Source organism: Burkholderia torrens, assembly GCF_984668525.1.
Genome location: NZ_OZ480212.1, coordinates 117,006 through 142,184 on the forward strand (window position 1 = coordinate 117,006; position 25,179 = coordinate 142,184).

Annotated in this window: 21 protein-coding genes and 2 pseudogenes; 13 read left to right on the top strand and 10 right to left on the bottom strand. The window is 67.5% G+C overall.

The window, feature by feature from the left end:
* The first annotated feature begins 201 nt into the window (after window positions 1–201).
* Window positions 202–1,389, top strand: coding sequence for a glycosyltransferase (locus tag AC5LXX_RS16860; RefSeq protein ID WP_493412337.1), 1,188 nt, complete (start codon window positions 202–204; stop codon window positions 1,387–1,389).
* 112 nt (window positions 1,390–1,501) lie between these two features.
* Here AC5LXX_RS16860 and AC5LXX_RS16865 read toward each other — a convergent pair whose 3' ends face one another.
* Together AC5LXX_RS16865 and hpnA are read right to left on the bottom strand one after the other, a co-directional pair.
* Window positions 1,502–2,917: a phage tail protein gene (locus AC5LXX_RS16865; RefSeq protein ID WP_493412338.1), complete on the bottom strand. Its 1,416-nt coding sequence runs from the start codon at window positions 2,915–2,917 to the stop codon at window positions 1,502–1,504.
* Window positions 2,918–3,025: 108 nt separating this feature from the next.
* On the bottom strand, window positions 3,026–4,033 hold the full coding sequence (hpnA, locus tag AC5LXX_RS16870; protein WP_493412339.1) for a hopanoid-associated sugar epimerase: 1,008 nt from the start codon (window positions 4,031–4,033) through the stop codon (window positions 3,026–3,028).
* A gap of 154 nt (window positions 4,034–4,187) precedes the next feature.
* Between hpnA and AC5LXX_RS16875 the strand changes: the two genes are divergently transcribed.
* Window positions 4,188–4,484: an acylphosphatase gene (locus tag AC5LXX_RS16875; protein WP_166956050.1), complete on the top strand. Its 297-nt coding sequence runs from the start codon at window positions 4,188–4,190 to the stop codon at window positions 4,482–4,484.
* A 16-nt stretch (window positions 4,485–4,500) separates the two neighbouring features.
* Entirely contained in the window at window positions 4,501–5,400 is a 900-nt protein-coding gene (rarD, locus tag AC5LXX_RS16880; RefSeq protein ID WP_493412340.1) for an EamA family transporter RarD, read from the top strand.
* A gap of 300 nt (window positions 5,401–5,700) precedes the next feature.
* Here the strand turns inward: rarD and AC5LXX_RS16885 are convergent.
* A pseudogene (locus AC5LXX_RS16885) lies at window positions 5,701–6,753 on the bottom strand (RNA-guided endonuclease InsQ/TnpB family protein).
* Between the two features lie 230 nt (window positions 6,754–6,983).
* Here AC5LXX_RS16885 and AC5LXX_RS16890 point away from each other — a divergent pair.
* Window positions 6,984–8,108 carry an OpgC domain-containing protein gene (locus AC5LXX_RS16890; protein WP_493412341.1) on the top strand — a complete coding sequence of 375 codons (1,125 nt, stop codon included), beginning with the start codon at window positions 6,984–6,986 and terminating at the stop codon, window positions 8,106–8,108.
* A gap of 46 nt (window positions 8,109–8,154) precedes the next feature.
* Here AC5LXX_RS16890 and AC5LXX_RS16895 read toward each other — a convergent pair whose 3' ends face one another.
* The gene (locus AC5LXX_RS16895) at window positions 8,155–8,361 is read right to left on the bottom strand and encodes a hypothetical protein (protein WP_493412342.1); all 207 of its coding nucleotides are present in this window, start codon (window positions 8,359–8,361) and stop codon (window positions 8,155–8,157) included.
* A 119-nt stretch (window positions 8,362–8,480) separates the two neighbouring features.
* Window positions 8,481–10,001, bottom strand: coding sequence for a peptide MFS transporter (locus AC5LXX_RS16900; protein WP_493412343.1), 1,521 nt, complete (start codon window positions 9,999–10,001; stop codon window positions 8,481–8,483).
* Window positions 10,002–10,499: 498 nt separating this feature from the next.
* Between AC5LXX_RS16900 and AC5LXX_RS16905 the strand changes: the two genes are divergently transcribed.
* The 7 genes from AC5LXX_RS16905 (at window position 10,500) to AC5LXX_RS16935 (ending at window position 18,372) form a co-directional block, all read left to right on the top strand.
* On the top strand, window positions 10,500–11,078 hold the full coding sequence (locus AC5LXX_RS16905) for a cupin domain-containing protein (RefSeq protein ID WP_124450886.1): 579 nt from the start codon (window positions 10,500–10,502) through the stop codon (window positions 11,076–11,078).
* A gap of 179 nt (window positions 11,079–11,257) precedes the next feature.
* Entirely contained in the window at window positions 11,258–12,871 is a 1,614-nt protein-coding gene (locus tag AC5LXX_RS16910) for a peptide ABC transporter substrate-binding protein (RefSeq protein ID WP_493412344.1), read from the top strand.
* An 11-nt stretch (window positions 12,872–12,882) separates the two neighbouring features.
* Window positions 12,883–13,821 carry an ABC transporter permease subunit gene (locus AC5LXX_RS16915; protein ID WP_124450890.1) on the top strand — a complete coding sequence of 313 codons (939 nt, stop codon included), beginning with the start codon at window positions 12,883–12,885 and terminating at the stop codon, window positions 13,819–13,821.
* Between the two features lie 13 nt (window positions 13,822–13,834).
* Window positions 13,835–14,737 (top strand): ABC transporter permease, encoded by a 903-nt coding sequence (locus AC5LXX_RS16920; protein ID WP_124450892.1) that lies wholly within the window; start codon window positions 13,835–13,837, stop codon window positions 14,735–14,737.
* A 1-nt stretch (window position 14,738) separates the two neighbouring features.
* On the top strand, window positions 14,739–15,731 hold the full coding sequence (locus AC5LXX_RS16925; RefSeq protein ID WP_124450894.1) for an ABC transporter ATP-binding protein: 993 nt from the start codon (window positions 14,739–14,741) through the stop codon (window positions 15,729–15,731).
* Complete coding sequence (locus AC5LXX_RS16930; protein ID WP_493412345.1) at window positions 15,728–16,747, top strand: ABC transporter ATP-binding protein; 1,020 nt, start codon at window positions 15,728–15,730, stop codon at window positions 16,745–16,747. Before AC5LXX_RS16925 ends, AC5LXX_RS16930 begins: the two co-directional genes overlap by 4 nt.
* A gap of 164 nt (window positions 16,748–16,911) precedes the next feature.
* Window positions 16,912–18,372 (top strand): OprD family outer membrane porin, encoded by a 1,461-nt coding sequence (locus tag AC5LXX_RS16935; protein WP_124450898.1) that lies wholly within the window; start codon window positions 16,912–16,914, stop codon window positions 18,370–18,372.
* A gap of 55 nt (window positions 18,373–18,427) precedes the next feature.
* On the opposite strand, the gene AC5LXX_RS16940 is transcribed toward AC5LXX_RS16935, so the two are convergent.
* The 3 genes and pseudogenes from AC5LXX_RS16940 to AC5LXX_RS16950 form a co-directional block, all read right to left on the bottom strand.
* A complete protein-coding gene (locus AC5LXX_RS16940; protein ID WP_493412346.1) occupies window positions 18,428–19,423 on the bottom strand; it encodes a DedA family protein/thiosulfate sulfurtransferase GlpE in 996 nt (331 codons plus the stop codon).
* Between the two features lie 154 nt (window positions 19,424–19,577).
* Window positions 19,578–19,847 (bottom strand): hypothetical protein, encoded by a 270-nt coding sequence (locus AC5LXX_RS16945; RefSeq protein WP_012493620.1) that lies wholly within the window; start codon window positions 19,845–19,847, stop codon window positions 19,578–19,580.
* A gap of 272 nt (window positions 19,848–20,119) precedes the next feature.
* Window positions 20,120–20,450 (bottom strand): annotated as a pseudogene (locus AC5LXX_RS16950) (phospholipase domain-containing protein); the annotation flags it as partial.
* Window positions 20,451–20,676: 226 nt separating this feature from the next.
* Between AC5LXX_RS16950 and AC5LXX_RS16955 the strand changes: the two are divergent.
* Window positions 20,677–21,177, top strand: coding sequence for a GNAT family N-acetyltransferase (locus AC5LXX_RS16955; RefSeq protein WP_493412347.1), 501 nt, complete (start codon window positions 20,677–20,679; stop codon window positions 21,175–21,177).
* A 260-nt stretch (window positions 21,178–21,437) separates the two neighbouring features.
* Window positions 21,438–23,036 carry a thioredoxin family protein gene (locus tag AC5LXX_RS16960; protein WP_493412348.1) on the top strand — a complete coding sequence of 533 codons (1,599 nt, stop codon included), beginning with the start codon at window positions 21,438–21,440 and terminating at the stop codon, window positions 23,034–23,036.
* 39 nt (window positions 23,037–23,075) lie between these two features.
* Here the strand turns inward: AC5LXX_RS16960 and AC5LXX_RS16965 are convergent, their stop codons facing one another.
* On the bottom strand, window positions 23,076–23,327 hold the full coding sequence (locus AC5LXX_RS16965; protein ID WP_493405595.1) for a DUF4148 domain-containing protein: 252 nt from the start codon (window positions 23,325–23,327) through the stop codon (window positions 23,076–23,078).
* A gap of 397 nt (window positions 23,328–23,724) precedes the next feature.
* The gene (locus tag AC5LXX_RS16970) at window positions 23,725–25,128 is read right to left on the bottom strand and encodes a GntP family permease (protein ID WP_493412349.1); all 1,404 of its coding nucleotides are present in this window, start codon (window positions 25,126–25,128) and stop codon (window positions 23,725–23,727) included.
* Window positions 25,129–25,179 lie beyond the last annotated feature (51 nt).

Sequence of the window (25,179 nt, forward strand, 5' to 3'; positions counted from 1 at the left end):
GGCGCTGGCGCGCGCGGAACCCGGTAAACTGCGCGGTTTCGCGGGCGGCCGCTCCGGCTGCCCGGCGTCGCGCTCATTTCAAGGCCATTCGATGACCGTCGATTCTTACGCGTATTGCCCGGCCGCCCCTGCGGTTTCGGGTGTTTTGTTCCAGACCCCAATTAAGCCTGGGCGAGCTGGCACCCGGCAGGAGGCATGCCGATGATGCTGGTGATCGCTTTCCTGGTGTCCGGCCTGTCGCTGGTGATCTGGCTCGTGCTGCTCGTCGCGCGCGGCGGCTTCTGGCGTGCGCAGCCCGCGCGGCCGCTGCCGCCCGAGGCACGCGGGGCGGCGGCCGAGGCCGGCTGGCCGGCCGTCGTCGCGGTCGTGCCGGCGCGTAACGAAGCCGACGTGATCGCCCGCGCGGCGACTTCGCTGCTCGAGCAGGACTACCCGGGCGAATTTCATCTGATCATCGTCGACGACCACAGCGACGACGGCACCGCCGATGCGGCCCGCGCGGCCGCGCTCGCGATCAACCGCGCCGACCGGCTGACAGTGCTGAGCGCGAAGCCGCTGCCGGTCGGCTGGTCGGGCAAGGTGTGGGCGCAGTCGCAGGGGATCGCCGCGGTGCAGACGCTCGGCCTGCCGGCCGACTACCTGCTGCTGACGGATGCCGACATCGGCCATCCGCCCGACGCCGTCGCGCAGCTGGTCACGCGCGCGCAGGCCGAGAACCGCGATCTCGTGTCGCTGATGGTGCGGCTGCGTTGCGACTCGTTCTGGGAAAAGGCGCTGATCCCGGCGTTCGTGTTCTTCTTCGCGAAGCTGTACCCGTTCTCGTGGATCAACAACCCGCGCAACCGCACGGCCGGCGCCGCCGGCGGCTGCATGCTCGTGAAGCGCACGGCGCTCGAGGAAGCGGGCGGCATCGAGTCGATCCGCGGCGCGCTGATCGACGATTGCAGCCTGGCCGCGCAGATCAAGCATCGCGGCAGCGGCCGCCATCCGATCCGGCTCGACCTCGCCGACCGCAGCGTGTCGCTGCGCCCGTACGACAGCTGGCGCGACATCTGGAACATGATCGCGCGCACCGCGTTCACGCAGCTGCACTATTCGCCGCTGCTGCTGGCCGGCACGCTGCTCGGGATGACGATCATCTACCTCGTGCCGCCCGTCGCGGCGCTCGCGTACGGCGCGCGTGCATGGCCGGCCTGGCTCGCGTGGGCGTCGATGTGCGCCGCGTATGCGCCGATGCTGCGCTACTACCGTCGCTCGCCGCTGTGGGCGCCCGCGCTGCCGCTCGTCGCGCTGTTCTACGTGGGCGCGACGTTCGCGTCGGCGTGGCGCTACTGGCGCGGCAAGGGCGGCCAGTGGAAGGCGCGCGTGCAGGCGCCGGTGGATCGCTGAGTATTGATTGCCCGGGAGGTACGTCTCCCGGCAGCCCGAAAGCAAACAGCCCGATCGGTGCGAACCGGTCGGGCTGTGTCGTTTTCGGCGGGGCCGCCGACGGTGCGCGTGCTTACCGCTGGGTCAGCATCATGTACATCTGGACCACGACGTCCGGCGAGAACGTGAACGGCACCCAGCCGTAGCCGGTGTGGCGCGCGACCAGCAGGCGGTCGCCGTTCGATTGCTTCTGCACGGCCATCATCGGGTTCTTCGTCGTCACGAAACGCCAGCCGGCCGGGATGCCGGGCGGCGGCTCCGGCTGCATCGACGCGCGTGCGTGCGCGAGCTCCTCGATCAGCTGGCCCAGTTGCTCCGGATGCAGCGTGATCGACTGGCCGTTAACGGTCAGCGTGAGTTCGTTCTGGGACGGGCGCGCGACGTGCAGCGTCGCCTTGTCGGCCGGGGCGGCTTCGACCTCGACCTCGGCCTCGATCGCGGGTTCGGCTTGCGCCGCCGGGACGATCGCAGTACCGGCTGCAGCCGCAGCGGAAACGTCGGCCGTTTCTGCCTCGACTGGTGCAACTGCGCTCGCGACCGGTTCAGCCGCCGGCGTATCCGCCGGTGCCGCTTCGACGACTTCGGCCGCAGCGGCCGCAGCGGCCGCAGCGGCAACCGCGTGCGTCGCGGCTTCCTTGACGACGGCCTCGACCAGCGCCTCCGCGTCGGCGATGGCCTTCGCGTGGTGCTGCGCGGCCGCTTCGGCCTGCGCGATCGCTTCGGTATGGCGCTGCGTGACGGCCTCGGCCTCGGCGGTCGCCTGTGCGTGACGCTGTGCGGCGGCTTCGGCTTGCGCGATCGCTGCCGCGTGGCGCTGCGTGACGGCTTCGGCCTCGGCGGCCGCGTCGGCGTGACGCTGCGCGGCAGCCTCGGCTTCGGCGATCGCCTGCGCGTGACGCTGCGCGAGCGCTTCAGCCTCGGCGATCGCAGCCGTATGGCGCCGTGCGGCAGCTTCGGCCTCGGTCGTCGCTTCCGCGTGGCGCTTCGCGGCGGCTTCGGCTTCGACCGTCGCGGCCGCATGGCGTTGTGCGGCCGCGTCGGCTTCGGTCGCGGCGGCGTGATGACGCTGCGCGGCGGCCTCGGCTTCGGCGATCGCGGCCGCGTGGCGCTGCGACGCGGCTTCGGCATCCGCGTGACGCTGCGCGAGCGCTTCGGTCAGCGCGGTGGCTTCCGCATGGCGCTGCACGGCCGCCTCGGCTTGCGCGGCGGCATCGGTGTGACGTTGGGCGGCAGCTTCGGCGGTGGCGGTCGCGGCGGCGTGGCGTTGCTGCGCGGCTTCGGCGTCGGCAGCAGCGGCCGTGTGGCGCTGCGCGGCAGCCTGCGCTTCGGTTTCCGCGGCGGCGTGACGCTCGGCCGCGGCCTGGGCTTCCGCCGCGGCGGCGCGCGCGAAGGCTTCCGCGCTGCGTGCCGCCTGTTGGGCGGCGTGGTGATCGTGGAGGAGCTGATCGACGCCCGTGGCGAGCGAAGCGATCTGATCGTTCAGGTTCATGCGTGTCTTCTCTGCGTAAGACCCGCGATTTTAACCGCTGCGCCGGTGCCGGTCCGCGCGGGACGTGTAACAAAGTGCGCGAAGCGGCGCGAGCGGCGCCGCTTTGTGTTACTTCAGGTAGCCCGCCGAGCCGAACCAGTCGAGCGCATCGCGCAGCCCTTCGCGGTACGGACGCGCACGGTAGCCGAGCTCGCGCTCGGCTTTCGCGGACGTGAAATACATCTTGTTCTTCGACATCCGCAGCCCGTCCACGGTGACGAACGGTTCCTTCTTCGTGAACTTCGCGACCGCTTCGGCACCGACCGCGAGCGGGTACAGCGGCCAGCGCGGCAGCGCGATCGTCGGCGCCTTGCGGCCCGTCATCTGCGCGATGTCGGCGAGCATCTGCTGCAGCGGCAGGTTCTCGCCGCCGAGGATGTAGCGCTCGCCGATCCGGCCGCGCTCGAGCGCGAGGAAGTGGCCGTGCGCGACGTCGTCGACGTGCACGAGGTTGAGCCCCGTATCGACGAACGCGGGAATCTTGCCGAGCGCGGCTTCGACGATGATGCGGCCGGTCGGCGTCGGCTTCACGTCGCGCGGGCCGATCGGCGTCGACGGATTGACGATCACGGCCGGCAGCCCTTCGTCGGCGATCATCCGCTCGACCGCGCGCTCCGCGAGCACCTTGCTGCGCTTGTACACGCCGATCGCCTGCTCGGCCGTGAGCGGCCGGTTCTCGTCGGACGGGTCGCCGGCGCTCGTGACCTTCAGCGTCGCGACGCTGCTCGTGTAGACGATCCGCTCGACGCCCTCCGCGCGGGCCGCGCGCATCGTCGCGACCGCCCCCTCGAGGTTCGCGCGCTCGATTTCGTCGGGATCGGGCGCCCACAGCCGGTAGTCGGCCGCGACGTGCAGCAGGTAGCGCACGCCGCGCAGCGCGGCGCGCATCGACGCCTCGTCGCGCATGTCGCCGGTGACGATCTCGGCATCGAGATCCGCGACGTTCGTGCGCGGGCTGGTCGGGCGCACGAGCAGGCGCACCGCATAGCCTTTCTGCTGCGCAATGCGTGCGACGGCCGAGCCGACGAAACCGGACGCGCCGGTGACGAGAACGAGATCGCGGGAGGTATCAGTCATGCGTTTCCTTCAGGGCCGCGCGCGGGCGGCGCGGCGGTTGGGCATCGGCGAGATTGTACGTGGTCGGCGCACGCGGCGACGCCTGGCCGGCGCGTGTGCGAAGCCGCCGACGCGACTACAATGCCGGGCTTGAATGCAACGGGAGGGCGACGCGATGAGCCGCAATGAACTGGACGAACGGATCGAGACCTACTACGTGCGGGTGCGCGGCGTCGTGCAGGGCGTCGGTTTCCGTCATGCGACGGTGCGCGAGGCGCATGCGCTGAAACTGCGCGGCTGGGTCGCGAATCTCGAGGACGGCACCGTCGAGGCGATGATCCAGGGCCCCGGCGCGCAGATCGACCGGATGCTCGCGTGGCTGCGTCACGGGCCGCCGGCCGCGCGCGTGACCGAAGTGACGTTCGAGGAGCGCCTGACCGAAAGACGCTTCGAGCGTTTCCAGCAGCAGTAAGAGGCACACAACGATCATGACGGGGTATCCGGAAGCCGGGCGCGGCCTCATGCTGTCGGTGATGGCGTCGACGCTGTTCGCGCTGATGTCGGCTTACGCGAAACTGCTCGCGCCGCTCACGGGGCTCGACATCTTCGCGTGGCGCGTATTGTGGACCGCACCCGGCGCATTCGCGCTGATCGCGCTGCGCGGCCGCTGGCCGTCGCTCGTCGAGCTCGCGCGGCGTACCGTGCGCGACTGGCGCCTGCTGATCGCGCTGCCGGTGAGCGCGGCGTTGCTCGGCGTGCAGCTGTGGCTGTTCCTGTGGGCGCCGCTGCACGGCCGCATGCTCGAAGTGTCGCTCGGCTATTTCCTGCTGCCGCTGACGATGGTGATCGTCGGCCGCTTCTACTATCACGAACGGCTCGACCCGCTGCAATGGGCGGCGGTCGCGTGCGCCGCGCTCGGCGTCGCGCACGAAGTGTGGGTGACGCGCGCGTTCGCGTGGCCGACGCTCGTCGTCGCGCTCGGCTATCCGCCGTATTTCGTGCTGCGCCGGCGGATCAACGCCGATTCGCTGGCCGCGTTCGCGATCGAGATCGCGCTGCTGGGCCCGGTCGCGTTCGCGGTGGTCGCGACGAGCACGACTCGCGTCGCCGCGCATCCGGTGCTGTGGGCGGTGCTGCTGCCGGGGCTCGGCATCCTCAGCACGCTCGCGCTCGCGAGCTACCTGAAGGCGAGCCGGATGCTGCCGATGGCGCTGTTCGGGATCCTCGGCTACGTCGAACCCGTGCTGCTCGTCGCGGTGTCGCTGCTGCTGCTCGGCGAGACGCTGAGCGTCGCGAAGCTCGCGACGTACGGGCCGATCTGGGTCGCCGTCGCGCTCACCGCGTGGCACAGCGCGATGCTGATGCGGCGTCTGCCCGCACGCGGATAACCGCATCGTCGCGATGCGCCGGCCGTGCGCAACGTGCCGCGCATCGCGCATCGTCCGGCCCTCGAACCGCGTTCGTTCCGCTGCCACGTCCCCTCGAATCCGTCGATACTGACCGCCGACTGACGCCGCGCTGACGCGAATCTGGCGACGCTGCCTGCTTCGCCGCGCCACGCTCACGCTTGTAATCGAAGAGAAGATTCAGTTGCATTTTGTTACTTAAGGTCGCCCCTGATCGGCCATTAGACTGATCCGATCGACTTCCCTTCGTATGCAGCTTTTCATTGACGTCCTCCGCTCCCCCTAAAGGGAGAGGATTCCCACACCTGGCGATGCACGTCCGTATCGGAGAATGTTCAGCGCAGCGTTGATATCTCGATCATGCTCGACACCACATCTGCTGCAGGCCCACTCTCTTATTCGCAGTCCCGCGATACCTTTCGGCCGCGTCGTGCTGTCTTTCGACCCGCACGACGAACAGGACTAGGTCGAACCGCTTTCGTCCACTTCCTCGAACGTGGCTCCGTGCGCGATCGCTTTGTAGCGGAGCTTGTTTCGGAAGGACGACCAGGACGCGTCGTAGACGCTCTTCGCCATCCTGGTTCTGGCGAGCTTCGCGGCCGACACGTTGCCGACCGCGATGTAATCGAACCGCCGCACCAGATCGAGCGCGAGCTTGTGCTGGAAGTCGGCGCGGGCATTCGCGACCTTGGCGTGCAGCTTCGCGATATGCCGCCTGTGCTTTCGCGCCCGTTGCGCTTTCGCGAGTTTCTCGGCCGCGCATCGACCGAACCGATCGTTAGGCAGCTTCTCGCCGGTCGAAAGTGTGGCGAAGTCTTTCAAGCCGAGATCGATGCCGACACCGGAACGGATAGGTCGGGCCTGCACATCGGGCATCTCGATCACGATGTTGAGAAACCAGTTGCCGCGCGCATCCTGCGCAAAGTTGGTCCCGTCCTTGATCTTGCCTTCGGGAAGCGGGCGGCTGTTGAACACGCGGAAGGTGTTGCCGGCGAAACGAAACGCGTCGCCCTCGCGCTTCAAGTCACGCCCCTTCAGCGGCACCCAGCCCAGCGATTTCCTGCCTCGATAGCGCAGGTAGGGCCGACGGTGCTGACTGCGCGACTTCGCATATTGCTCGCATGTCGCGTTGATCGTGCCGGAGTGAATACCGAGTTCCTTGCTGTTGCCGGTCGTCAGCACGTTCAGGTCGAATCCCGTCGGCCACTTCTTGTTCCACTTCAGCGCGTGCTTCTGCGTGTCATTGCAGAAGTTCCAGACGTAGTTCACCGCGCGGCTCTGCTTGTTAAGCAGTCCGTTGAGCGATTTCACCCGGTAGCGATAGACAAGGATCATGCCGGCCATTCTAACGGTGGAATGCCGCTGTCAAACAGCGGCGCTCCTTTCCTCCCCGACCTGAAGGACAGGGGTTCTCGGGAGCAACTGATGAACGGTCACCTCCGTGCCAAGCCGGCCGGGTTGGCGCGATACGGGCATACTCGTATCGTCCCCGATCGCGCTCGCCTTCTCCTTTCCTCCGATCCCTTCCCCGGTGCGTGCCGCACCGCCGTCGTGCAGGGGCGCTCATGTCGTTGAGCCTTCCATCTTCCGCCGCGGGCCAGCCGCCACGCAGCGGCCGCCTGATCGAAATCGACTTCTTCCGCGGGCTCGTGCTGTTGATGATCGTCGTCGATCACATCGGCGCGAGCGTGCTGTCGCGCGTGACGCTGCACGCGTTCGCGCTGTGCGATGCGGCCGAGGTGTTCGTGTTTCTCGGCGGCTTCGCGACCGCGAGCGCGTACGGCGCGATCGCCGAGCGGCACGGCGCGCGCGCCGCGCAGGAGCGGTTCGTGCGCCGCGCGATGCAGATCTACCGCGCGTTTCTCGCGACGTCGACGCTGATGCTGGTCGTGTCGGCCGTGCTCGACCATTACGGGATCGATGCGCCGAACCTCTCGCTCGACGACGTCAGCGTGATGCTTGCGTCGCCGCTCACGGGCCTGGCCGAATTGCTGACGTTCCAGCGCCAGCCGTATCTCGCGTCGGTGCTGCCGATGTACGTGCTGTTCGCGCTCGCGTCGCCGGTGCTCGTGCCGTTCGCGCGCCGCCATCCGTGGCTGCTCGTCGCGTTCAGCGTCGCCTCGTGGATCGCGGCCGGCTGGCTCGGCCCCGAGCTGCTGGACACCGACGGCTTTCGCTGGAGCTTCAACCCGTTCGCGTGGCAGCTGATGTTCGTCGCCGGCGTGCTGTCGCGCTGCCAGCCGTTTTACCGGCACGTCGCGCTCGGGCGCTGGGGCGCGGCGGCGACCGGGCTCGCGTGCGCGGTCGTGCTCGGTTGCGCGAGCTACAAGCTGTTCTCGGGGTTGCCGCTGCCGGAAGGCGTGTTCAAGCGCGACCTCGCGCTGCCGCGCGTCGTGAGCTTCGCGGCCGTCGCGTGGCTGATGGCCGATTGCGTGCGCTTCGGCTGGATCGCGCGGATCGCACAGGGCGTACGGCCCGTCGTGGCGATCGGCCAGCGCGGGCTGATCTGCTTCGTGGCGGGCGCGGCGATCTCGCTCGTCATCGATTCGCTGCTGCATCCGGTCGCAGGCAGCGCCGACCTGCGGCATGTCGGCGTGGGCCTCGTGGCCGACGCGTGCGCGCTCGGACTGATGATGGCCGTGGCCGGTTCGGGAACGTGGATCGCGCGGTGGCGCAGTGCGGCCGCGTAGGCGGCGCGGGAGGTGGCGCGTGCGGCACGGCATGCGCCGCGCGGCGTCAGTGAGGTGAGTCGATACGGGAGCGGGGCACGACGGTTGCGTCGTCGGGTTCGGTGTCGTCGCGTTCGTCCTGCGCGGGATCGTCGCGTTCCGCGAGTACCGCGTCGGCTTCGGCTGCGGCCCGGGCGGCGCGCGTCGCGGTGCAGCGCTGAGCGTGCCGGATGTCCGACAGTATTCTCAGCAGCCGCGTGGTCTTGTTTTTCATGGGTTTCTCCCGCCAGGCGCATCGCGGGAAGCGGATGCACGTCCTGCAACCAGTGTAGGACGCGTTCGCGTGCCTAGCGGGAGAATGTGGCGTGCAGGCCGCACGCCAAGGGATAGTACTTACTGGGCCGCGGCGACGCCCTGCGCCTGCAGCGTTTCTTCGCGACGCTCTTCCACGCAGCGCTGATGCTGGCGCGACAGGCGGTTCATCAGCGGCAGCAGCAGCAGGGCGAGCACCATGCCGATCGCGGCGAGCCAGCCGAGCTTCTCGAACAGCGACAGGTAGAGCGGCAGCGATTCGGTGGCCGGCAGCTCGTGCGACGGCATCTGCGCGAAGTTCGCGACGACGCTGCCCAGATACTGCGACACGCCCGTCGCGACGAAATACGCACCCATCATGAAGCCGCTCATGCGCGCCGGCACGTAGCGGGCGATCATCGCGAGGCCGAGGCCGCTCACCAGCAGTTCGCCGAGCGAGTAGAGGCCGTAACCCCACACCATGAACCACGACGACACGCGGCCGTCCACCGCATAGCGGCCGCTGATCGTGAACACCAGGTAGCCCGCGGCCACCGCACCGAAGCCGAGCGCGTACTTCGCGGCGACCGGCAGGTCACGGCCTCCCTTCGCGACGGCGTTGTAGATCCACACGAGCACCGGGCTCAGCAGCATGATCCAGATCGGGTTCAGCGCCTGGAACTGCGCGGCGCTCCACGTGAACAGCGTCGTGCCGAACAGCATGAAGCGCGGATCGACGTTGCGCAGCGCGAACAGCGTCAGCGACGTCGACATCTGCACGTAGAAGATGAAGAACAGGATCACCTGGCCGATCAGCACGAGTGCCGCGATCAGGCCCGCGCGCTCCGAGCGCTCCGACTTCGCGATCATGTAGGCGAAGATCGCGAGGATCGCGAACGCGGCCGTCCACACGCTGGCCACGGCGAGCTGCTTGTGCTGCAGCACGTACAGCGTGACCAGCGCGAGCCCGACGCCGCCCAGCGCCACCGCGCCGAGGCGCTTCCAGCGGATCGGTTCGTCGTCCGGCTGCGAGCCGACGTGTGCGAGCGTGCGATGCATCAGCATGAAGTTGAGGATCGCGAGCAGCATGCCGCCGCAGCAGACCGCGAACGCGGTGTGCCAGCCCCAGTGATCCTTGATCCACGGCGTCGCGAGCATCGACACCGTCGAGCCGATGTTGACCGCCATGTAGTAGATCGTGAACGCGCTGTCGATGCGCGCGTCGTCGCCTTCGTAGATGCGGCGCACGAGGTTCGCCGCGTTGGCCTTGAACAGGCCGTTGCCGACGACGATCACGCCGAGCGACGCGTACATGTACGCCAGGTGGTCGTTCGGTACCGCGAGCATCAGGTAGCCGGCGCACAGCACGGACGCGCCGATGATCATCGTGCGACGGGCGCCGAGCACCTTGTCGCCGATCCAGCCGCCGATCGACGGTGCCGCATAGACGAGTGCGGTGAACGCACCCCAGGTCAGGTTCGCATGGCTGTCGGTGAAACCGAGCCGGTCGACCATGAAGAGGACCAGGAGCGCGGCCATGCCGTAGTAGCCGAAGCGCTCCCACATTTCGATGAGGAAGACCGTCGTGAACGATCGGGTTTGTGAAACAGGTGAATGCATCATCAATCTCGGTTGAAACGGACGGCACGGATCGCGCGTCGTCTTGGGGGTCGAACTGGCGCCGGAGCACGGTGGCCGGGTAGGCTTTGCGTCGGCGATGGAGCAGTCGGGCGGTTAGCCCGGGCCGGGGTCTGACTCCGCGCAGGAAGGCGGGGCGAGACCCCGACCGGCGCGCGAATGGTAACGTTCGCCGGTCCGGTGCGTCAGGTCCGCGCCACTTAGGGAAACTCCCGATATGGCAGCAGCTTTCAGGAACATTCGTCTCATCATTTATTTGTAAGCTTCGCACCCGTTCTCCGCAGATTCCCGGAGAGCCGCTTGCAGCTTGCCTGTGAAGCCTGCGAGTCTGGCAAGATAGCGCGTCGTTTCGCTCGCTTCGGGCCCTGTTTAGTGCACCGGGCTCAACGCCGAAGGCGTGTGCGAACCCGAAGATTAAGCTATCTCCAATTAACTTAGTTACTTTCCATCAAACATTTTTTGACGACCACTTTTCGGCCTGCTATGGTTCCCCCCACTGAAAACTCGCGATCGGCAGACGCTGTCGCACTTGGCAGCAAGATTCGCGCGTTGCGCCAACGTCTGAAGCGCACGCTCGACGACACCGCTACCGCCGCCGGGATTTCGAAGCCGTTTCTGTCTCAAGTCGAGCGCGGGCTCGCGTCGCCGTCACTGACGTCGCTGGCCGGTATTGCGCACGCGCTCGGTGTGACGGTGCAGTACTTCGTGGATACGCCGAGCGAAGAACGCTCGGTCTGCCGAGGCGATCAGCTGCGCTTCTTCGGGTTTGCAGATTCGGCGAACCTGTTCGCAAGGCTGACGAACGTGTCCGAAGGGCGCCAGCTGGAGGCGATCCTCGTGAGGATGCCGCCGGGGCAGAAGCGGTCGGAGGTGACGACACATGCAGGAGAGGAATTCCTGTATGTGATTGAAGGGGAAGTGTCGCTGACGCTGGAAGGCAAGACGTTCGTCCTGCAGGCCGGCGACAGTTCGCATTATCAGTCGACGGTGCCGCACAGTTGGGTCAACACCGCGAAAGTCGAGTCGGTGGTGGTCTGGGTAGGTACACCTAGGCTGTTCTAACGCACAGGTATTCCTTCGTTTCCAAGACGGGATGCCTGTCGAAAGAAACGTAAGGAATACTAAAATGCTACACGAGAATCACGGGCCTCCTCAATCGCTGCACCCGTCAGCGTCTCACGCGTAAGCCGCGGCATCCGCCGCGCGACGCTCACCGAATAAACCTTCTCAAGACTGCCACGATGAAATCCTTGCATGCCATGTCGGCCGTGCTGGCCGCGCTCGCCCTGACGACGCCTGTTGCCCACGCCGTTACCGTCCCGTCGAACGTCGCGCTCGCTCCCCAACAGGACCTGACGCGACAGGTGCCCGCCGAAATCGAGTCGCTCGACCCCGCGCACATCGAATCGTGGACCGGCAACACGATCGGCCTCGACCTGTTCGAAGGGCTGGCCCGCATCGACGCGGCCGGCCAGGTCGTGCCGGGCGTCGCGCTGTCGTGGGAGCGCAAGACGCCGCAAACATGGATCTTCAAGCTTCGCCATGACGCGAAGTGGAGCAACGGCCAGCCGGTGACGGCCGCCGATTTCGTCTATTCGTGGCAGCGCCTCGTCGATCCGAAGACGGGCTCGAAGTACACGATCCTCGTCGAGTTCGTGAAGAACTCGAAGGACATCATCGCGGGCAAGGCCGCGCCGTCGACGCTCGGCGTGCGCGCCGTCGATCCGTACACGCTGGAAGTGACTACCGACGTGCCGGTCGCTTTCTTCCCGGAACTGACGGCCATGGTGCCGCTCGCGCCGGTGAACAAGGACACGGTGACGAAGCTCGGCGACGCATGGACGCGCCCGGGCAACATCGTCAGCAACGGCGCATACCAGCTCGTCGACTGGCAGCCGAACAACCGCATCGTGATCTCGAAGGATGCGAAGTACTGGAACGCGCCGAAGGTCGTGATCAACAAGGTCACGTACCTGCCGATCGAGAGCGACGAGACGGCGATGCGCATGTACCAGGCCGGCCAGATCGACTACAGCTACTCGATCCCGTCGGGGATCTTCCAGCAGGTCAGCAAGCAGTTCGGCGGCGAACTGCGCCAGGGCCTGCAGCTCGCGACCTATTACTACTACCTGAACAACAGCGATCCGGCGCTGAAGGACAAGCGCGTGCGCCAGGCGCTGTCGATGGTGCTCGATCGCGACGTGCTGACGCAACGGCTCACGCAGGCCGGCGAGAAGCCGATGTACGGCCTGATGCCGAACGGCACGAAGGGCGTGCAGCCGTTCACGCCGGATTGGGCGTCGTGGCCGATGGCCAAGCGCGTCGAGACCGCGAAGAACCTGCTGAAGCAGGCCGGCTACTCGGATGCGAAGCCGCTGTCGTTCACGCTGACGTACAACACCAACGACCTGCACAAGAAGGTCGCGCTGTTCGCCGCGTCGGAATGGCGCACCAAGCTCGGCATCAATACGAAGCTCGAGAACGTCGAGTTCAAGGTGCTGATGAAGGAGCGTCATGACGGCAAGGTGCAGATCGCCCGTGACGGCTGGTTCGCCGACTACAACGACGCGATGACGTTCTTCGACCTGCTGCGCTGCGGCAGCGCGCAGAACACCGTCGGCTACTGCAACAAGCAGGCCGACGCGCTCGTCGACGAAGGCAACCAGAAGCTCGACGACAAGGCACGCGCCGCGCTGCTCACGCAGGCGCACGACCTGGCGCTGAGCGACACGCCGATGGTGCCGCTGTTCCAGTACTCGGCCGATCGTCTCGTGAAGCCCTATGTGGGCGGCTACTCGCTGAAGAACGTGATCGACATGCGTGCTTCGCAGGACATGTACCTGATCAAGCACTGAGCGGAGCGATCATGCTGGCCTACGCATTGAGGCGCACGTTGTGGGCGGTGCCGACGATCCTCGCGGTCGTCACCGTCTGCTACCTGCTGCTGCACTTCACGCCCGGCGGTCCGTTCGATACGGAAAAGCAGTTGTCCGCCGCGACGCTCGCGAACCTGAACGCGAAGTACCACCTCGACCAGCCGCTGTGGAAGCAGTACCTGATGTACCTCGATTCGCTGCTGCATGGCGATCTCGGTCCGTCGTTCCGCTACGTCGACTGGTCGGTGAACGACCTCGTGAAGAAGGCGCTGCCCGTGAGCCTCGGCGTGGGCGGCGTGTCGATCCCGATCTCGATCGGGCTCGGCGTGCTGCTCGGCACTGTCGCGGCGGTGCGCCGCGACAGCTTCATCGACCGCGTCGTGATGCTGATCGGCAACGTCGGCAACGTCGTGCCGCCGTTCGTGCTCGGCCCCGTGCTCGTGTGGATCTTCGCGATCCTGCTGAAGACGTCGGCCGGCAACGGCTGGCTGCCGGCAGGCGGCTGGGGCGACGGCGGCTGGCAGTACCGGCTGCTGCCGATCGTGCTGCTGACCTTCATCAACATGTCGCTGCTCGCGCGCGTGATGCGCGGCTCGATGATCGAGACGCTGTCGAGCAACTACATCCGCACCGCGCGCGCCAAGGGCCTGCCGGGCTCGACGATCGTGCTGCGCCATGCGCTCAAGCCCGCACTGATGCCGGTCGTGTCGCTGTTCGGCACGGTCTGCATCTCGTCGATCACGGCGGCCGTCGTCACCGAGTCGGTGTTCGCGCTGCCGGGCCTCGGGCAGCTCGTCGTGAACGGCGCCATCAACCGCGACTACACGCTGGTGCTCGGCCTCGTCGTCCTGACCACCGTCTGCGCCGTGCTGTTCAACCTGCTGGTCGACCTCGCGTATGCGTGGCTCGATCCGCGCATCCGTTATTGAGCGAGGCACCGCGATGACTCCGACTACTCCCGTCGTCGGCCTGCCCGTGCAGACCGATTCGCCGCCCCGTTCGCGCTCGCCGCTCGCGCTCGCGATGGCGCGCTTCCTTCACAACCGCGCGGCCGTGTTCAGCCTCGTGCTGCTGGCGCTCGTCACGCTCGCCTGCTTCGTCGGCCCGTGGCTGCTTGCGGCCGATCCCGCCGCGAGCGACTGGGGCGCGATCAGCCTGCCGCCGACCTGGGCGAACCAGCACTGGTTCGGCACCGACGAGCTTGGCCGCGACCTGCTCGTGCGCACGCTGATCGGCGGCCGCGTGTCGATCGAGGTCGGTGTGCTCGGCACGCTCGTGTCCGGCCTGTTCGGCGTCGCGTGGGGCGCGACCGCGGGCTTCGCGGGCGGCCGCGTCGACTCCGTGATGATGCGCGTCGTCGACATGATGTACGCGATCCCGTACCTGCTGATCGCGATCCTGATGATGACCCTGTTCGGCCGCTCGTTCATGCTGGTCGTGCTGACCATCAGCGCGTTCTCGTGGATCGACATGGCGCGCGTCGTGCGCGGCCAGACGCTGTCGCTGCGCAACCGCGAGTTCGTCGATGCGGCGCGCGCGATCGGCGTGACGCCGGCCACGATCGTGCGGCGCCACGTCGTGCCGAACCTGCTCGGCGTGGTCGTCGTGTACGCGACGGTCTCGGTGCCGGGCATCGTGCTGACCGAATCGGTGCTGTCGTTCCTCGGCCTCGGCGTGCAGGAGCCGATGACGAGCTGGGGCGTGCTGATCCAGGACGGCGCGCAGAAACTGGAATCGATGCCGTGGCTGCTGCTGGCCCCGGCCGTGATGCTGTGCGTGACGCTTTACTGCGTGAATTTCGTCGGCGACGGCCTGCGGGACGCGCTTGACCCGAAGGATCGTTGAGATGGCTGCACTACTCGAAGTAGAAAATCTCGGCGTGCGCTTCACGCGCAAGGACGCACCGCCGATCGACGCCGTGAGCGGCGTGTCGTTCTCGCTCGAAGCCGGCAAGACGCTCGGCATCGTCGGCGAATCGGGTTCGGGCAAGAGCCAGACCGTGATGGCGCTGCTCGGCCTGCTGGCCGGCAACGGCACGACGACCGGCGCCGCGCGCTACCGCGGCGACAACCTGCTCGACATGGACACGCGCGCGCTGAACGCGGTGCGCGGCGACCGGATCGCGATGATCTTCCAGGATCCGATGACGTCGCTCAATCCGTTCCTGACGATCGAGCGGCAGATGACCGAGACGCTGCAACTGCATCGCAAGCTGTCGCGCAAGGAAGCGACGAAGCGCGCGATCGAGGCGCTCGAATCGGTGCGCATTCCCGACGCGGCGCGGCGCATCCGCATGTATCCGCACGAGTTCTCGGGCGGCATGCGCCAGCGCGTGATGATCGCGATGGCGCTGCTGTCCGAGCCGGAAATCCTGATCGCCGACGAGCCGACCACCGCGCTCGACGTGACCGTGCAGGCGCAGATCATCGACCTGCTGCGCGAACTGAACCGCGAGCGCGGCACCGCGATCGTGCTGATCACGCACGACATGGGCGTGGTCGCCGGCCTCGCGGACGACGTGATGGTCATGTACTCGGGGCGCACCGTCGAATACGCGCCGGCCGAATCGATCTTCGCGGCGCCGTCGCATCCGTACACGATCGGCCTGCTCAATGCGCTGCCGCGCCTGACCGACGCCGACGACGCGCCGCTCGTCGCGATTCCCGGCAATCCGCCGATGCCCGGCACCGCGCCGGCCGGCTGCGCGTTCGCGAAGCGCTGCACGTATGCGGAAGAACGCTGCGGCACGGCGCGCCCCGCGCTCGAAACCTATGGCGCCGTGGGCGCGGTGCGCGCATGCCACCGCCCGGTGGCCGATCTGACGGGAGGTCTGCGATGAGCGTCAATGAACGCCGCGATGCCGGCGCGACGAACGACACGCTGCTGTCCGTCGACAATCTGAAGGTGCATTTCCGCGTGCCGCTCGGCGGCTATCCGTGGTCGCCGAAGGGCACGCTGCGCGCGGTCGACGGTGTGTCGTTCGACGTGAAGCGCGGCGAGACGGTCGGGCTCGTCGGCGAATCGGGCTGCGGGAAGTCGACGCTTGCGCGCGCGCTGATCGGCCTCGTGCCGATGACGGCCGGCTCGGTGAAATGGCGCGGCGAAGCCGTCGCGCCCGATCACCTGCGCGGCAACGCGATGCGGCGCGAAGTGCAGATGATCTTCCAGGATCCGCTCGCGTCGCTCGACCCGCGCATGACGATCGAACAGGTCGTGGCCGAGCCGATCGTCACGCACCAGGCGGGCCTCGGCCGTACCGAAGTGCGCCGCCGCGTGGTCACGATGCTCGAACGCGTCGGCCTGAACGCGCATCACCTGCTGCGTTATCCCCATGAATTTTCCGGCGGGCAGTGCCAGCGCGTCGGTATCGCACGGGCACTGATCGGCGAGCCGAAGCTCGTGATCTGCGATGAACCGGTGTCGGCGCTCGACGTGTCGATCCAGGCGCAGATCGTGAACCTGCTGCGCGACCTGCAGCGCGAACTGTCGTTGTCCTATCTGTTCGTTGCACACGATCTCGCCGTGGTGAAGGCGATCAGCCAGCGTGTGCTCGTGATGTATCTCGGCCGCGTGATGGAGTTCGGCACGCGGCATGACGTGTACGGCGTGCCGCAGCACCCGTACACGAAGGCGCTGCTCGATGCGGCGCCGACGCCGGAGCCGGCGCGCGAGCGTGCTCGCCGTCCGATGCTGCTGGCGGGCGAGATGCCCTCGCCGCTCAACCCGCCGTCCGGCTGCGCGTTTCGCACGCGCTGCCCGGTCGCGATCGACGCGTGCGCGCAGGACGTGCCGCTGCCGGAAGTGCGGCAGGGGTCGGCTGCACGTGTCGCGTGTATCCGCGCGGGCGCGGCGTGATGTGAAGTAACTCGGCAAATAAAACCAGGCAGGTCAACAGGGGCAGTGGCGGCGCGAATGATCTTCGCGTCGCGGGTACAGGCGCGTCCTTAGCCGGGCGTGCCGGGGGGCCGGGAGCGGATCGCGACCGGCGTGGACGGATATCAAACAAGACGAGAATGACGATGAAAAAACAGAAGACGATCGGGACGGCATCGAAGATGCTGCTTGCATGGGGACTGCCGGCACTCGCCGGCGTCTCGCTGACGGGCGTGGCGCACGCCGACGATGCGGCGCCCGCGCCGCTGACGGTCGCGCAGGCCGCACCGGCCGCGACCGTTGCGCAGGCGTCGACCCCGAACGCCATCATCAACGCCGAAGCGAACCAGGCCGTCACGCCGCCGGACGAGCCGTCGGCGCAGTCGAAGTCGAACGGCTTCATTGCCGACAGCCATCTCAACTTCCTGTTCCGCAACTACTCGGACGTGCTCGACAGCAAGGGCGGGCCGCATCGCCACGCGTGGGTCCAGGGTGCGATGGCAAACTTCGAGTCGGGCTTTACGACGGGCCTGATCGGCATCGGCTTCGACGCATCGCTGTATGCGGCACTGAAGCTCGACGGCGGCCAGGGCGCCGGCAGCATGGTGCACATCGCGAAGGGCGGCGGCGGCGGCAACCAGCTCGCGTGGGCATACCCCGGCATCTACGACATCAAGGCGCGGATCTCGAACACGGTGGTCAAGTACGGTCTGCAGGCCGTCGACAACCCGTTCATGGAGCAGCACGACAACCGTGCGCTGCCGCCGACGTTCCTCGGTGCGACGATCGTCAGCAATGAATTCAAGAACGTGATGCTCGAGGCCGGCAGCTTCACGAAGACCGACGCGCGCGGTCACACGACGCTCACCAACCTGACGACGCAGTACGGCGGCACGCGCATCGATCGCCTGACGTATGTCGGCGGCACGTGGGACTACTCGCCGAACGGCGAAGTCGCGCTGTACGCGAACCAGGCCGACGACGTGTGGCACCAGTACTACGCGTCGGTGAAGCACAGCATCGGCAGCCCGCAGACGATCAAGTGGACCGGCTTCGGCAACGTCTACTCGACGCACGACACGGGCGACGCGCGGCAGGGCAAGATCGACAACAACGCCTACAGCCTGTCGGTGGCCGCGCAGCACGGCCCGCACGAACTGCTGCTCGGCTTCCAGCAGGTGCTCGGCGATCAGTTCTTCGACTACCTGAACGAAACGAACGGCATCTTCCTGACCAACTCGATGGACGTCGACTACAACGCGCCGCACGAAAAGTCGCTGCAGCTGCGTTACACGTTCTACGGCAAGGAAGCGGGCCTGCCGGGCTTCAAGGCGATGGTCTGGGGCGTGACGGGCTGGGGTGCGGACGGCAGCGCGGGCGCGGCCAACGACCCGAGCAAGTCGAGCATCTACTGGGCCAACGGCGCGCCGGTGCAGGGCCGTCACCACGAGTTCGGCTTCATCCCGTCGTACACGTTCCAGAGCGGCAAGCTGAAGGATACGAAGGTCACGTTCATCGCGATGTGGCACAACGGTTCGGCTCACTACTCGGACGCGACGAACCGCGAGTACCGCCTGGTCGTGAACCTGCCGCTGCACGCGTTCTGATCGAAGGGGGACGGCGGCTCCCCCGCATCGCGCAGCCGGCCGGCCCGCAGTGCGGTCAGGCCGGCTTGTGCAGCCCCGCGACGGGATCGTTCGCGGCGGGCATCTCTTCCACGAGCGCCGTGAGCTGGCGGCCCGTATCGCGCCAGGCGTCGAGGCCGCCGCGCAGCGCGAGCGCATCGGTGAAGCCTGCGTCGAGCAGGCGCTTCGCCATCAGCGCGGCCGTCACTTCGTTCGGGCACGAGCAATACACGACGAATTTCTGCGACAGCGGATAGCGCGCGACGATGTCGCCGATCTGCCGCTCGTCGGCGAATTGCGCACCGGGAATCGTGAACGGGTCGAGCTTGCGGTGCTCGGGCGAGCGCACGTCGAGCACCACCGGCGCGGCGGTGTCGCGCAGCAGCACGTCGAGTTCGTCGACGCCGATCCGCGCGTTCGCGAGCTGGCGGATCAGCGCGCGGCGGCGCATCCAGCGCACGGCCGCATAGATCGCCAGCAGCGCGACGATGACCAGCAGCACCGCGCGGCCGAGATGGCTCGCGCCGGCGAACAGCCAGTCGATCTGCCGGTAGAACACGAGGCCGGCGATCAGCCCGACGATCGTCCACAGCGCGGCGCCGAGCGCGTCGTAGCCGGCGAACGTGCGATAGCGCGTGCCGAGCGCGCCGGCCATCGGCACCGACACCAGCGACAAGCCCGGAATGAAGCGTGCGACCGCGAGCACGCGCACGCCGTAGCGGCCGAAGAAGCGCTCGGTCTTGCGCACGCAGGTATCGCGCGACAGCGACAGCCGGCAGATCGTCTTCAGCGTCGTGCCGCCGTAACGGCGCCCCGCGACGTACCAGACGGTGTCGCCGATCAGCGCGCCGAGCACCGACAGCGCCACCACCGTCACGAGCTGCGACCCGATCATCGCCGGGTGCATCGCGGACATCGCGCCGAACAGCACGAGCGTCGGCATCGCGGGCACCGGCAGGCCGATGGCCGCCGCGAGCACGTTGGCGAACACGAGAAGCGGCCCGTACTGGGCGACGAGGTCACGTAGGAGCATGACGGCTGGCCGAAAAGGAAACGCGTGGGCAGGAAACGCAGATGGGCCGATTATCGGCCTTTTTCAAGACAACGGCGGGAATGACGCAAAGCGCCTGACGGCGGCAGGGCGATACCGGTGAGCCGGCGCGCTGCGCGCGGCTCACCGATCAGGATCAGGAGGGGGTGCGGGCGAGCGACGCGGCACCGTGGTTTTCGCCGGGCAGCTCGGCGCCGTGCGAGCGGATCGCCGCGATCAGTTCGGCCGGCGTGATCTCGTAGCGGACCTCGCGGTGGATGCCGGGTTTGCGTTCGTCGATCTCGATCAGCAGCACGCTTTTGCCGTCGCCCGTTGCTTCCAGCCGGAGCGAGCGCAGTTCGCGGCCGTCGGCCGGGTCGTGTTCGGTGAGCAGGGTCATTGCCCCGGATGAGCCGGTAGTGCGCATCGAACCTATCCTCGTATCGTGTCGTGGATGCCGTAAAGGCAAAGATGTCTTTGTTGACTACAGCTTGACGCAGTTTAACGCGAACGGGCCGCGGTACGGAGCATTTTCGTGCGGTGAAATGAGGGCTGCACCACCGATCCTTCTGATGTTTGAGCCGCGCCGGGCGGGCGTTTCAGCCGGATCGGCCACAGCCGCGGCCGGCGCTTGAGCGGCGTGCGCGGTTGCACCGGCGCGGGTGGCGACACGCTGGGCGAAGCGTGTCGCCGTGGTGCGGCCAGACCCATCGCCGGGGCGCCGACCGAGTGGCGGCCGGTTTCGACGCGCCGGCCACGCGGCGCGAGAAGCTCGCGTCGCTGTCGGCAGTGACGATGAAGTCGTACCAGTGGCCGGTCGAGTCGCGTTTCCGGTGCAGCTCGGCCCGGTCGCCGGCGCGTACCGTGACGGTCCACGTGGGACCGGTACCGTGGCCGCGACCCAGGCTGTTGCCGTCCTCGTTGCCGTGGCCATGACCATGATCGTCGTTGCCGCGGTTGCCGGCGAGCGGGCCGTAGACCGGGATCGACTTCGCACCGTGCCGTCGCCGCCGCCGTCGTTGCGCAGCCGCGGTGGAGGAGGTGCGCGCATCGCGTTCGACACGCGGTGTCGCGCGAAGGCAGCGGCCATCGTCCGGATTCCGTTCGACTCTCCTTGCCACGTTCGTTGCGGGTGCAACGTGATGCGCGAGCGTGACGCCCATGTTTCAAATGCGTGAAATCGGATAAGCTCGACACGTTGCTGCGCCCATGCGCAGTCCGCGCCTTCAGCGCGATTTTTCGGAACCGGCCTACCCATGACCGACATCACGATCCGGCACAGCGAGACGCACGACGTCGACGCGATCCGGCACATCGCCGCGCATCCCGCGGTGTACGGCAATACGTTGCAGTATCCGTTTCCGTCGCTCGAAAAATGGCAGAAGCGCATCGAGAACGTGCATGAGCGCGGCGTGAGCCTCGTCGCCGAAATCGACGGCACGGTCGTTGGCCATCTCGGCCTGCAATTCGAGCCGAATCCGCGCCGGCGCCATGCAGCGGGGCTCGGCATGATGGTCGACGCGGCTCGTCACGGGCACGGCATCGGCAGCCGGCTGCTTGCGGCCGCGATCGACCTCGCGGAAAACTGGCTGAACCTCACGCGTCTCGAGCTGACCGTATTCACCGACAACCGGGCGGCGATCGCGCTCTACGAGAAGCACGGTTTCCGGATCGAAGGCGAATCGCCGGGCTACGCGTTGCGCGACGGCGTGCACGCGTCCGTGTATCACATGGCGCGGGTCAAGGCACGGCAGTGAAAGGCCTTCAGACGCGCACGCGACGGCACATGCGGCCGCGATAGCGCGCGTCATATTCATTCGAGAATTCGTTCGTTTTCCACCGGCTGTACCCGTCGTATCGTTGAATGATTTGCCGGCCGCTTCGGCCGGCGTTCGCTATTCCGACTCGATGCATGCGCGGCGTCGCACGCTGGCCAGCTTCATCGTCATCGCTTCCCGGCCGTCGTCTCGCGCGCCGCACTGTCCCGCAACCGCCTCCTTCAACGGAACCCGCTTCGATGAAAACCGTTCTCCGGAATCTGACTGCCGCCTGCCTGTTCGCTGCCGCCGCGGGTGCGGCGTTTGCCGCCGCCACGCCCGCCGCCGCCCCGCTGGCGAGTGCCTCGCCCGACGGTGCGCACCTGCCGCCCGGCATCGCGTGGCAGCACGGCGACGTCGACGCCGCGTTCGCGCTCGCGAAGCGCACCGGCAAGCCGCTGCTGCTGTACTGGGGCGCGGTGTGGTGCCCGTCGTGCAACCAGGTGAAGTCGACGATCTTCAGCCAGCAGGCCTTCAAGACGCGCTCGTCGTTCTTCGTGCCCGTGTATCTCGACGGCGATACCGAAAGCGCACAGAAGCTCGGCGAGCGTTTCAAGGTGCACGGCTATCCGACGATGATCCTGTTCCGCCCCGACGGCACCGAGGTGACGCGGCTGCCGGGCGAAGCCGATCTCGACCGCTACATGCAGGCGCTGTCGCTCGGGATGACGGCCGCGCATCCGGTGCGGCAGACGCTGGCGACGGCGCTGAAGAACGGCGCGTCGCTGACGCCGGACGAATGGCGCCTGCTGGCCGACTATTCGTGGGATACGGATGGCGCACTGCCGGTGCCGGCCGATCGCGTCGCCGAGACGCTGCAGTCGCTCGCGCAACGTGCGCGGGCGGCCGGCGCGAAGGCCGAGGCGGCACGCTTCGCGTTGAAGTCGGCGGTGGTCGCCGCGTCGGACGATCCGGCGCAGGCTGGTGCGCTCGACAAGGCGGCGCTCGCCGATTCGCTGCGTACCGTGTTGCACGATCGGGCGCTGTCGCGGGCCGATTCGGACGTGCTGGTCGCGGCGCCCGCGCGCGTGGTCGCGTATCTCGGCAGCGGCGACGCACAGCGTGCGACGTTGCGCAGCGCGTACGACGCTGCACTCGCGCGCCTGTCGACCGACACGACGCTGTCGTCGATCGATCGGCTGATGGCATTGCACGGTCGCGTGCTGCTCGCGCACGGCGACGCGAGCAAGGGCGCGCCGCTCGCCGCGCCGGCGCTGGCCGATACCGCGCGCAAGCAAATCGCCGCATCGGTGCAGCAAGCGGCGAACGCGTACGAGCGGCAGGCGCTCGTCAGCGAAGGCGCGGACACGCTGACCGACGCGGGGCTGTACGACGAGTCGGATGCGTTGCTGAAGGCCGAGCTGCCGCGTTCGTCCACGCCGTACTACTTCATGTCGGGGCTGGCCGCGAATGCGAAGGCGCGCGGCGACAAGGCCGCCGCGCTCGACTGGTATCGCAAGGCATACGACGCGGCGAGCGGGCCGGCGACGAAGCTGCGCTGGGGCGCCACCTACTTTGCGAATGCGGTCCAACTGGCGCCGGACGATTCGGCACGTATCGAAGGAATTGCCGCGAGTGTGCTCGCGCAGGCCGACAAGACCCGCGACGCGTTCTACGGCGCGAACCTGCGCGCGTTGACCAAGGTCGTCACGCAACTGAACCGCTGGCGCGGCAGCGGCGCGCACGATGCGTCGGTCAAGTCGGTGGTCAAGCAGTTCGACGGCGTATGCGGAAAACTGCCCGCAGGCGATCCGCAGGCAGCGGCGTGCGCCAAGCTGATCCAGCCCGTGAAGGCGTAACGTCGCAGGGATGCATCGTCGGGCGGGCCGGACGCGGGATTACTGGCCCGACTCCGACGACGCGCCGCGATCGCTGCCGTATCCGGCGTCGTGCTGGCGGGCGATTTTCGCTTCGGCGGAAACGATGCTGGCGGGGTAGAACCAGTCGCTCGACTGGAAGCCGGCCTGCTTCAGCGCCTTGACTTCGGCGCGGACCTGCGCGCGCGTCAGCGGCTGGTTCGACTGGGCTTGCGCGGCGAGCGGGGCCGAGATGGCGAGGGCAATGGCAACGGCTTGGATCAGGCGCTTCATGATCGGGACCTCCAGGATTCCGGTGAATCGCTGCACTTCGTTCATCGAAGCGCCGTGCGACGTTGAACCCAGTGTAGGCCGGGGCACGCGCGCGAAAAATGCGATCGCGCCCAACGCAGTGTTTTGTTGCGGGCAACAATGGTTGCGCGGAGGCGGAGGCGGAGGCGGAGGCGGAGGCGGAGGCGGAGGCGGATGCCGGATGCCGGATGGCGGATGGCGGATGGCGTCGCGGGCGCTGCGCAGGCGCCTGGCGGTACGGATTCGACAAGGTTCGCGAGCGGGGAAATGAAATCGGACCGGATGCGAATTCCGGATTCCGTTCCGGTTCGCATGCGGTCCGAGCCTGACGCGCAGATGAGGCGGGAGGCGGCGTACGAGTGCCGCCTCAGGCAGGCACTTACACGAGCCCCGTCGCGTAGTACACGGCGATCACGAAGAACACCGCGAGCGTCTTGATGACGGTGACCGCGAAGATGTCGCGATACGACTCGCGGTGCGTGAGGCCCGTGACCGCGAGCAGCGTGATGACGGCGCCGTTGTGCGGCAGCGTGTCCATGCCGCCGCTGGCCATCGCGACGACCCGGTGCAGCACGTCCATCGGGATGTTGGCGGCCTGTGCGCCCTTGATGAACAGGTCCGACATCGCGGCGAGCGCGATGCTCATGCCGCCCGACGCGGAACCGGTGATGCCGGCGAGCGAGCTGACCGACACGGCTGCGTTGACGAGCGGGTTCGGGATGCTCTTCAGCGCATCGCCGACGACGAGGAAGCCCGGCAGTGCGGCGATCACGCCGCCGAAGCCGTATTCCGACGCGGTGTTCATCGCGGCGAGCAGCGCGCCGCCGACGGCGGCTTTCGAGCCGGCCGCGAAGCGGTCGCTGACGCGCTTGAACGCGGTCAGCACGACCAGCACGATGCCGAGCAGCAGCGCGGCTTCGACCGACCAGATCGCGACGACGGTCTTGATCGACGTCGTGACCGGCGTATGCACGCCCGGCAGCACGTCCGGCGCGACCGTGTACGACGCGGCGCCGTACCACTGCGGGATCAGCTTCGTGAACGCGAAGTTCGACACGCCGACGAGGATCAGCGGCAGGATCGCCAGCGCGGGATTCGGCAGCGACGTCGCCTCGACGCGCTCCGGCTCGTTGACGAGCGACGTGCCGTAGCCTTCGCCCTTCGCCATGGCCGAACGGCGGCGCCATTCGAGATACGAGAGGCCGACGACGATGATGAACAGCGAGCCGATCGTGCCGAGCGCGGGCGCGGCCCATGCGGTCGTCTTGAAGAACGTGGTCGGGATGATGTTCTGGATCTGCGGCGTGCCGGGCAGCGAATCCATCGTGAACGAGAACGCGCCGAGTGCGATCGCGCCGGGCATCAGCCGCTTCGGGATGTTGCTCTGGCGATAGAGTTCGGCCGCGAACGGATAGACCGCGAACACCACGACGAACAGCGAGACGCCGCCATAGGTGAGCAATGCACACACCGCGACGATCACCGCATTCGCGCGCGAGCGGCCGATGTAGCGGATCGCGGCGTGGACGATCGACTCGGAGAACCCGGACAGTTCGATCACCTTGCCGAACACTGCGCCGAGCATGAAGACCGGGAAATACAGTTTGACGAAGCCGACCATCTTCTCCATGAAGATGCCGGAGAAGACCGGTGCGACGGCGGCGGGTTCGGTCAGGAGCACCGCGCCGAGCGCGGCGATCGGCGCGAACAGGATCACGCTGTAGCCGCGATACGCGGCGAACATCAGGAACGCCAGCGCGGCGAGGACGATCACGAAAGACAAGGGGAGTCTCCTAATGGCTTTGGTTGTTGTTCGATCGCGCGATGCGCCGCG